This window comes from Methanosarcina baikalica, from assembly GCF_031461075.1.
GTDB classification, from domain to species: Archaea; Halobacteriota; Methanosarcinia; order Methanosarcinales; family Methanosarcinaceae; genus Methanosarcina; species Methanosarcina baikalica.
The window spans coordinates 1-9,098 of the sequence record NZ_JAVKPK010000101.1 but is presented as its reverse complement, the minus strand read 5'-3'; the positions used below and the strand labels follow the sequence as shown (position 1 = coordinate 9,098).

Annotated in this window: 7 protein-coding genes; 2 read left to right on the top strand and 5 right to left on the bottom strand. The window is 39.6% G+C overall.

The window, feature by feature from the left end:
• Nucleotides 1-285: 285 nt before the first annotated feature.
• Nucleotides 286-672, top strand: a complete 387-nt coding sequence (locus RG963_RS15645) for a response regulator (protein WP_310577211.1) — start codon at nucleotides 286-288, stop codon at nucleotides 670-672.
• 247 nt (nucleotides 673-919) lie between these two features.
• Here the strand turns inward: RG963_RS15645 and RG963_RS15640 are convergent, their stop codons facing one another.
• The 4 genes from RG963_RS15640 to RG963_RS15625 all read right to left on the bottom strand — a co-directional run bounded on the left by RG963_RS15640 (nucleotide 920) and on the right by RG963_RS15625 (nucleotide 5,832).
• Nucleotides 920-1,855: a hypothetical protein gene (locus RG963_RS15640; RefSeq protein WP_310577210.1), complete on the bottom strand. Its 936-nt coding sequence runs from the start codon at nucleotides 1,853-1,855 to the stop codon at nucleotides 920-922.
• Complete coding sequence (locus RG963_RS15635) at nucleotides 1,842-2,663, bottom strand: heterodisulfide reductase-related iron-sulfur binding cluster (protein ID WP_310577209.1); 822 nt, start codon at nucleotides 2,661-2,663, stop codon at nucleotides 1,842-1,844. The genes RG963_RS15640 and RG963_RS15635 overlap by 14 nt, the downstream gene beginning before the upstream one ends.
• 261 nt (nucleotides 2,664-2,924) lie before the next feature.
• Nucleotides 2,925-4,274: a nitrogenase component 1 gene (locus RG963_RS15630; protein WP_310577208.1), complete on the bottom strand. Its 1,350-nt coding sequence runs from the start codon at nucleotides 4,272-4,274 to the stop codon at nucleotides 2,925-2,927.
• Between the two features lie 13 nt (nucleotides 4,275-4,287).
• Entirely contained in the window at nucleotides 4,288-5,832 is a 1,545-nt protein-coding gene (locus RG963_RS15625; protein WP_310577207.1) for a nitrogenase component 1, read from the bottom strand.
• A 267-nt stretch (nucleotides 5,833-6,099) separates the two neighbouring features.
• Here RG963_RS15625 and RG963_RS15620 point away from each other — a divergent pair, with 267 nt between their 5' ends.
• Nucleotides 6,100-7,077 carry an NADH:flavin oxidoreductase gene (locus RG963_RS15620; RefSeq protein ID WP_310577206.1) on the top strand — a complete coding sequence of 326 codons (978 nt, stop codon included), beginning with the start codon at nucleotides 6,100-6,102 and terminating at the stop codon, nucleotides 7,075-7,077.
• 377 nt (nucleotides 7,078-7,454) lie between these two features.
• Here the strand turns inward: RG963_RS15620 and RG963_RS15615 are convergent.
• A partial coding sequence (locus RG963_RS15615) for a hypothetical protein (protein ID WP_310577205.1) occupies nucleotides 7,455-9,098 on the bottom strand: 1,644 nt, incomplete at its 5' end.

Genomic DNA, 9,098 nt, shown 5'->3' with positions numbered 1-9,098 from the left:
TATCAGTGCAGACATGATCCCTACAGGAGAAGCCTTGCAGGAACGCGGTTGGTAACTATCAATTCATTTTAAATTAAAATTAAATTGGACTGGTATAACATGTTGCAAGTAGCGGATGCACTTTTCCGTAACACGGACCAAAAAATATAAAATAGTTAAGTTCCGTTGATTTATTGGAAAGTTGCCATCCACAAGCAAGTAGTGGGGGTATTCAACCAAAAAATATGAGTGAAAATCATATAATATTACAGTTCTTTTAAGAAATATAAAAAAGAAGGCAAATAAATGGCAAGAGTTATGATCGTAGACGATGCCGAATTTATGCGAATGGTAATCAAAGATACTCTATTGAAGCATGGACATGAAGTAGTTGCTGAAATGGCTGACGGAGAGGAAGCAATTCAAACATACCTGGAGATAAAACCGGATCTTGTTTTAATGGATATTATTACACCTGCTATAGATGTAATTACATCGGATATGGATGAGAAAGAGGCACTGAAAAAACTTCTTGTTATGGATCCTGACGCAAAAATGGTAATGTGTTCTTCTTTTGGGCAGCAGGCCCTGATAACGGAGTCAATGAAAATAGGCACCATGGGTTTTATAGTAAAACCTCTTAAATCTGATGGGATGCTGGATGTAATAAGAAAAATTGCTGAACCAAACTAACTTAATTTAACTGAAATATTTACACAATTGAACTAATAAACCAGCGTCAGAAAGCATGCGTCTGTAGAACTTCAACATATCATATTTTATTACTCATAAATGGATCTTTCACTCAAGTTCGTAAGTTTCATTGAAACAGATATTAGCTTAATGATATTAGTTTTTGTATTTTGAGATTCTGTAGAATCTAAAATAGAGAAATCCTGATTTTAGAAGATTTTGGGGCCTCCGAAGGAGGCAAACCCATTTATGCTGTGGTAAGCTCTGTCAGCTCTGAGCTCTGATTCAGTCCTGAACTTTGATCTGCTGGCCATTTGGCAAGGACAATATCCCATGTATAGAGCCAGGAAATAAAGATCCAAACTATACTTCCGGCGGTGCCCGGATCTATCCCAGAAACCTTCAAGATTATGATATATGATAGGCCTGTCAGAACCAGAGATATCATGAGGCCGATAATCCCTTTTACCGGCTGAGCAACCTTCTGAGACGGCCACGTCTCCATATTCCATGAGAACATAACGAGCCACCACACAAAGAGGACAAAGAAGAGCCCTCCCTCGGGTTTAAAAAAATTAGTACCTGCCAGGCTGTAGGCCTGCCAGAAGATCAAACTTAAGAATCCTAACACTGTAAAAGCCAAAATTCCCTTCACCGGCTGGGCGATCTGTTGCAGTGGCCACTTCTCTACCCAAAAGAAGTAATAAACGAACATCGCGAACCAGATAGATGGAACAAAGCCATATCCCACCATAAGGATTATGGCAAAAACATAACAGAAGAGAACGTTGAAAAAGACAGCTTTCGGTTGGGAAAAACCATTAACAAGAGGATTCTCAAAGGCGATAATGATTCCAATTCCAAGGAAAAGATTCGATATCAGTGGCCAATAGGTTTCAGGTCCATATCCAAGCCATGAAATCACCAATGGATGCAGTATCCCAATCACCAGACAGATCGCCAGATAAGAAATCCCTCGCAAAGGCTGCCTTATCTTCGCCAATGGCCAGTCTCCAGCGAGCGAAACTATGAATGCAGTCCAGACAAAGAATAGGGCATACACACTGAGCATATCCGGATTAATTCCAAAGGTACCCTGGCCAATTTCAATAAAGATTATTGATGAGATAATTACACAAAGGACAGGGATGATTCCACGCACAGGTTGGTTATTTAGACTCATGTTTTATTTCCTCCGTTAAATTCCCTGGCCATGGATTCAAAACTGACTCATGCTTTATTTCCTTCGCTAAACCCCTTACCCAGCGGTTCAAAACTTTCAGATTTCTCGTTGCAACTTCCGGAGCATTGGGAACTTTTGCTGCCTGTTCAGCCGCATTTTTGTTGAATAATAGATCAAGCAAATGGATACATTTCTTTCCCTGACCGGAGAATATATCACGGCAGGTTGCACAATAGGTAACCAGATCGTGCAGAGATTCTCGTACTGTCCTCTCTGTTTTTGCTGCACCTACATCTGCATTCACTAGAAACACCATTCCACCCATTCCACAGCAGTGGGTATTATCCCGCGTGTGAGGCTGTTCATCAATTGTATATCCTGCTTTCGAAATCAAAGAGCGTACAGCGTCCTGAATTTCCGGTTGACCGCGTGCAGAGCAGGGGTCATGAATAGAGTAGGTACTGTTTCCCTTTTCTGGAAATTTGGCACCAGCTTCAGATAGCACCATATAAAGAGAGACTGGCTTGAGATCAGTCAATCGTTCAGAAAGACGTTTGTAACAGTACGGGCAAGCCACAATAATTTCGGACGCGCCCAGACACTTTATGTCCTGCTCAAGTTGCGCTGTTATCTGATTGGCATAGTCAGTTTTTCCAATCAGTTGGGATGGTCCTCCACAACACCCGAGCGCAATTCCCAGATTGGCATGCTGTGTTTTAAGATGTAAGTATGTTGCCTGGACAAGATCTGGCTTAAAAAAGTCTTCCCATAGATTTTCTCCGGACATGCCGCGTTCTCTAATTTTCATATTCAATGCTCCATGTTTCATGTACAATGCTCCATGGATTTTCAAACAACTGTAATTTTATATATAAATTGTTATATATTGACTTAAAATACATATATTCAATTTCTTAAATCCATTTAATCCATGACTTATCGGTTAGCTCCGAAATATGTGGCATAGAATGTCAAGCTGCAATAATTTGATAATCTTTGAGTACGAAGTGTACATCGGATTTAAATTGTCAATTCTTTAAAAGGAGTTGTGAGGGGAATGAAAATCCACTCACAGCGGTCCGGCGTATTTACTCATAATATCTTCCATCAAAGTAAGCCCTCCACTAAACCCTGCGTAACTGTGCTCAAGTACAACGCGGTCATATGATGGGAATGAAACCGTCAGATGTATGGCATTGAATTCAGGACCGGTTATATTACTTTCGAGAGAACTTGCAAGCAGAAATAAGAAATTCCTGTCTTTTAAATTCTGCCGAATCCTGTACGCGTCTACTTCATAAATTATTTCAGGCCAGGCCGGAGTTTCAAGGCCGGTTGTCAACTCCTCATTTATTAATTCACGGGCTTCCTCAGGTGGATTATCCGTTATCTGGACAATTTCAGGCAGATATCCCATCTCATTTGCAAGGTATTTTGTGATGCTTACAGCCGAATTACTGTCGGCAACAACCGCAAGATACGGATGTGGTCTGACGATCAAAAGTATATCGCCAACGTATTCTGCAAATCTGTATGCCCGCCTTTCCTCTTTAGCAATCAGATTTTCGATAACGTCTACTGAGACATCTAGCCTTTCTCCGAGGACTCTCAGAAACTCTGCAGTTTGCTTGGGTCCGATCGGCACACCTGGGAAGGAGATGTAGGGAGTGTCAAACTTTTCTTCCAGCTTCTTTGCCGTTTTATGTCCAATCCAGGATGATAGGACAATATTGTATTCAGCAGCCGGAATTTTTTTTAGATTCTCAAGAGTGTCAAACTCTCCTATTATCAGATTCGGCTTTAAGCCTATTTTTTCAAGAAGCGTTTTTATCTCTCTTGCCTCCCCTTTCCAGAATATATGCTGAGAAGGAACTATTCCGAATACGTTAACCAATCCTTTCTCTTTTGGAGTCTTTTCGAGAAACTGATCGATTACAGCATTGAAAAAATGCTCATAGCCATCGTATGAAGTTCCTGCAAATCCGGAGGTATTCACATGTATGATTGGAATGTCGGGGTTCTTTTCCTTAAACGTTCTGACAACCGATCCCACATCATCTCCAATAAGTGAAGGGACGCAGCCGGAGATGACTGCCAACAAATCCCCATTTACAAGTTCTGCCGTTGACTCAATAAGATTTGCAAGTTTTTTCTCACCGCCGAAAATCACGTGCTCCTCAACTAAAGAGGAACATGGGGTGCTTGTTCCGCCGTAGGGACCTCCGGCATTCTGGCCGCCTCCGTAAAATTGGCCAAATAGTTGTCCGATTCCACATCCTGCCCCGGAATGAAGTATAGGAACAACTCCAAATATGCCAACGGCAGTTGAATATGCCCCTCCGAACGCACAGGAATAACGCGGTGCTTCGATGGCACCTGAAATAAGATTAGTTGGTTGTAAAGATTCACCTGTTACCATGATTACACCTGGTTTAGTCCTCTGCTTTAAGATAATACAGCGAATTCGGCTGTTTGTACCACCAGTCTTTGTATGTACTTCTGGTCTTTTCAAGCATAGTTCTCTGATATGAATGACTTTTCAATGACTGCAAAAGGAAATTTCCAAATGCGATAGCTCCTGTATAGCCACTCTGGGCACTCCAGGGATGTGCATCCGACCTTAAGGCATGCACCCTTGTAACACCTTTATCGCGCTTAAACGCGCCTCCCTGAAACGGACAGGTCATTGCAATATCGGGGTTCCGCTGATTTGTGATATGTGTCTGCTCTGCAGCCTGAAATGTATTTACCAGGATGTCAAAGTCGCCTATCTGGGCGAGCAACTTCTCCAGGTCCTGAAGGATTAAGTTGTCAAAGTCCTGGCACATTGCAGCTGAGGATTTAAGGCCAAGTTCGTCAAAGTACGGTATCTGTGCCAGAAGTCTTCCCTGGCCAAGCGCACCCAGCACTTCTACCTTCTCTCCATTGCCTTTGAAGTTTTCAAATTCATGTCTGATTGCTTTCAGTTTAGGAAGCCACTTTTTATGTTCTTCTTCGATAAGGGCTTCTACTTCCTTTTCTTTTCCAGTGTGTTTTGCAATCGTCCTTAGCCACTCATCAGTATTGGCAATTCCCATAGGGGAGGGATAGAGGAAATAAGGAACTCCGTATTCCTGTTCAAGCCCGCGTGCGAGATAGTCAGTGTAAGTGGGACAGATGGGAGCTGTAACTGCAGCTTCTGAGAGCGTCTCAAGCTGTTCCACTGATGCAAATTCAGGGATGAAGTTAACTCTCAGACCAACCTTTCCAAGCAGGCGTTTTATCTCCAGTCTGTCCTGCCAGGTGTACGAGAGCATACTCGCTACATTTATGAGATCCTTCTGTTTCTTTTCCGGCTTTTTGACAAGATATTTTAAGACCGCGTGCCAGAAAGCATCGTAGCCGGTCTGGACAAGTTTTGAACGTGAGCCTTCACAATGGATAGGGACTATTGTTGCCTTCACCTGAGGCTGGTATTTTGCAACAACACCTTCAATGTCCTCTCCAATTATTCCTGAAGTACAGGATGTAAGTATAAAGATCGCTTTTGGGTTGTACCGTTTTTCAACTTCTATTATTGTTTCACCAAGTTTGTCACCAGCACCGTAAACTACATCTTTTTCCCCAAGATTTGTCGTAACCCAGTGGAGATCAAAATTCGCAGGACGGCCAAGTTCAACAGGCACATGCCGATAGAGTTCACGGTAGCCGAGTGCTGCAGACGAGCAGCCTACAGGTGCATGATATATAGCTACAGCATCGCGTATTGTTCCAATCCTTACTGAAAGATAGAAGTTCAGAACACAACCGCTTGACTGCTGAAAATTACGCTCTCTTTGTCTCAGGCAGCCTGAACGGGCTTCTTTTGCAAGATCGCTTGCTTTTCCGTACCAGACATTTATACCGTTTGCCCGTTGCTCCCTGTTGGGACATGTAGCCCGTGATAGGTCGATTCTTTCCTCGATCAGTTCATTTTCAGTAAGTTCTGTTCCTGACATTAATATTACTCCGTAAGAGACCTTTTTTTCTTAATGAATTCGTCTCTGGTAAGTTCTGCTCTTGGCATCACTTCCTTCATTCAACATTGATGGATATATAAATCGGGAATTCAGCAAAATTGCGACCTTTTTTTTCATAATCCGAATTTTTGCGGCAAAAGTCAAATCTCAAAGGAGCGCTGCTAACCATAAACCTGATAGTTAGCAGAAAACATAGATAAGACCATACAAAAATCCTGCAAAAAAAGAAATTAGCGAGGAAATAAAATGGCTAAGATAACAGACGAATTAGTGATTCGTGGGAATCACATTAAAAATCGAATTGTAATGGCTCCTATGGTTACTTTTTCCTTTCAGGGAGATGATGGATCTTATTATGGCAAGCAGCACATCGAACACTATGCGAAGCGGGCAAAAGGTGGTGCAGGTCTTATTATTGTGCAGGCCACCAGCGTTTTTGGGGCTGTAGATTCCACAGGCATGTGGTCAAAAGCGGATATTGCAGCTTTAAAGCAAATTGCGACCAACTGCCATGAATATGGTGCAACAATAATGATGCAGCTTCATTGCGGCAATATGGACATTAATGAGTTATCAGCTGCAGAAATTCATTCGATGCAGATGAATATGAAGCAGGCAGCTCTCCGTGCCTGTGAAATGGGTTTTGAAGGCGTTGAATATCATTTTGCTCACGGATTTACCTTATGCAAGTTTATTGATGCTTCTTACAATCGCAGAACAGACCAGTACGGCGGCGACGCTCTAAACAGGGCACGGATTTTAACAAAAATTCTCCCGGAGATTCGGAACAATACTCATAAAAATTTTATTGTCAGCGTGCGCATGGGTGAGTATCTCCCGGAAAGCAAGGACGGCATTGAAGTAGCTAAAGCCTTTGAGAAAGCCGGGATTGATTTACTGCACATTTCATTTGGCATGCAACCTCCAACAAATCCGGTTCCGGAAGGTTTCATATGCAGTCCTATGGCCTATAGCGGCTGTAAGATCAAAAAAGAAGTAAATATTCCAGTTATCGCAGTCAATGAAATCCGCAACGAAGAACAGATACGGTTCTTAATTGAAAATGATTATGTGGATCTTGTTGCTATTGGCAGGGGCATGTTAGCTGACCCTGAATTTGCCAATCATGTGATAAACAGCGAGCCTCTAAACACGTGCTCCGGATGTAAGAAGTGTTTCTGGTTTACTGACCATACCCTATGCCCGGCAGGAAATAACAGGTAATAATTATGGGTATTGAACTTTATCAAAGTAAGAAAGCGATTATAAGGATTGAACTGAAAATAATTGTGTTAGAATTAAGTTGATTTCATTGTTTGTTAGCTGTTATTAACATGTTTAGGACTTACGCACTTGAGATGCAAAATAAAGCACAATAGACGTTACGGTTAAAGGCATATTTTAAGCAGTTGAAGGTTTAATGCTATTGAGTTGTCATTTCAACCGCGTAAGTCCTAATGTTAGAGACGTTGTCTTGAAACTTTTATGCGAAGAAGGGATGTAAAAATTAGCGGTCACACTTTTGGTTATATTCGCGTGAGCACCTACGATCAAAATACTTAGCGTACGATTTTTTCCGTTTTGTGGTGTGACCTTAGTACTTATTTTAACAAATCTATTGCATTAACTATTTGTTTAACATCTAATTTCCAATAGAATTCATCTAATTTATTCTCTTTCAATGATATTTCAATTAAAGCCAAAAAATCATACAATACTTTAAAGTAAGGTTCTTTTGATTGAGAAGAAAACTCTTTGAGAAAATAATCTTTTGTTTCGAGTGATAACATTTCTAATTCTTTTTCCTTTTTAATATAGCGATTTTGCTGGTGCTTATATAATTCCAGAATATATTTGTTTTGTTTATAACTTAATGGTTCAATGATATCTTTTGTCTTCTTTAATATTTCAACCATACCCAATAATTCATATATTTTTATTTGAATTTGGTACACAGAAGAATTTTTAAATTCCAAAGTGGGTAAGTAACCCATTAAGTTTTTAGGAATTGGTTGAAATGTTATGGATTCCCGGTCCTTAATGTTGTCTTCTTTGAATTGAGATAGCAAATCTGAGTTTATTTTATATCCTTCACTACAAAAAAGTGCTTTTTCATATAGAGGAACAAGATAAAAGAAATGAGCTATCTCTTTGAGCTCAAGTAATGATTCAAAAATAATCATTAATTCTCTTTCGATATGGCGCGGATCTTTCACAGAGAACGCAAAAATTAAATATCTGAATGGATGATCAACGTAAATATTTTCAGGTATTATGATGGTCATACCTGTTGATTTCAGAGGGGCAAAAACTTCATTCAATTGACAAATAAGTTTTTTCTGCTGAAACTCTTTCATTTGTCGAATGTAACTCAAAGCGTTTTTAGGTTTTACCCTGGGTGGCTCATTGATCCATAAATTTAACAAATCAGCTAGTAAATTATAAGCTTTTAGTTCTTCTTCGTCGAGAGATTTTGCACTGAAGTAATCGTAAGAAACATCGAAAAAGGATTCAAAAGTTTTATGCATTCCTGTAAGGTACTTTTGAGAATCGTTTAAATTAGATACAGCCAATTTCCCTTTTTTAGTATCTTTATTATCTGTATATACTGATATTTGATGGAAGAAATTATTAAGATAAAAAAACCAATTTTTTAATGGATATTTTTCATTTGTGAGTGGAGATTTTTCCTTTGTTAATTGATTCCATAGTTCTTCAGAGAAATTATCTTTTAATTCTTTTGAAAGAGTAGGAAAATCTTTGAAGAAATTCTCTAATCTATATTTTAGCTCTTCGTGCCCATTCATATGTTTTTTGAATTTTCCTTCAATAAATGCCTTGAATAAATTCGAAATATTTTTGATGAACTTTAAATTATCTATCCGAAAATCATACCATACCTTTTCGTACTCATATAAACTAGTCAGACAGTATTGACCTTCTACAATGTTAGTCCAAATAATATTTTTTTGGACATCTGACTTAATACGTAAATTCTCTTCCGAGATATCCTTTATGGAGGGATCGTAAGAGGGTATTTGTCCAAAAGGAAGTATCCATATTCCTCTTGACTGATACTTCTCGCAAAATGGAAAAATAGCTCTTAAAGCTCCCAATCTTGTCATTGCTTGTTTATTCGCATCCTCCAACGGTTCAACAATAAACTCAATGTCCAATATTTTATCTTCAATTGAAATTCTAATACAATTAATATTCAATAACAGATATCCCATTATTTCGTCTTT